2 protein-coding genes are annotated in these 450 nt (G+C 74.7%); both read left to right on the top strand.

All coding sequences use genetic code 11. The features are described 5' to 3' along the window. Positions 1 to 235 (top strand): hypothetical protein (locus LPA54_RS38700; protein ID WP_228985065.1); only part of this gene is annotated, 235 nt, incomplete at its 5' end. Further along, positions 235 to 450: hypothetical protein (locus tag LPA54_RS38695; protein ID WP_228985063.1), on the top strand; the 216-nt coding region annotated here is incomplete at its 3' end. The genes LPA54_RS38700 and LPA54_RS38695, both read left to right, overlap by 1 nt.

Raw genomic sequence — 450 nt, 5'->3', positions numbered from 1 at the left:
GGTCCTCACCGTCGCCGCCCGCGTCCTCCGACTCCAGGGCAGCGCCGACCCGGTCACCCCGTGGACCGTCCACGACGCGCTCACCACCGGCGAGGCCGCAGTGCTCGACAGCCTCCCCGAGGCCGTCCGTGCCGACGCCTCCGCCCGCGCCCGCAACACGCTCCCGCAGATCACCCGCATCAGCCGCGGTGAGTACGCACTGCGCCTGCAGGCCGCCGCGAAGGAGCTCGGCTGATGACCGCCCGCTACGGCCGCCGCCCAGGCTCCGTCGACCGCCTGGTCCGGCAGATGCTGCACGAGATGGCCGACAAGCTCGAGCGGGTCCGGCCCGACGAACCGATCACCACGATCGGCCGGCATGCGCTGCTGCAGGCGACCACCATGGACCAGCCCCTGCTGCGCGCCCTGCGCGAGGTGGCGCCGGAGATCGACGGCGAGCTGGTCCGCCGC

Source organism: Streptomyces sp. DH12, assembly GCF_020873895.1.
Taxonomy (GTDB): domain Bacteria; phylum Actinomycetota; class Actinomycetes; order Streptomycetales; family Streptomycetaceae; genus Streptomyces.
The sequence above is the reverse complement of the archived record's forward strand: the minus strand, read 5'-3'. Positions and strand labels throughout refer to the sequence as shown.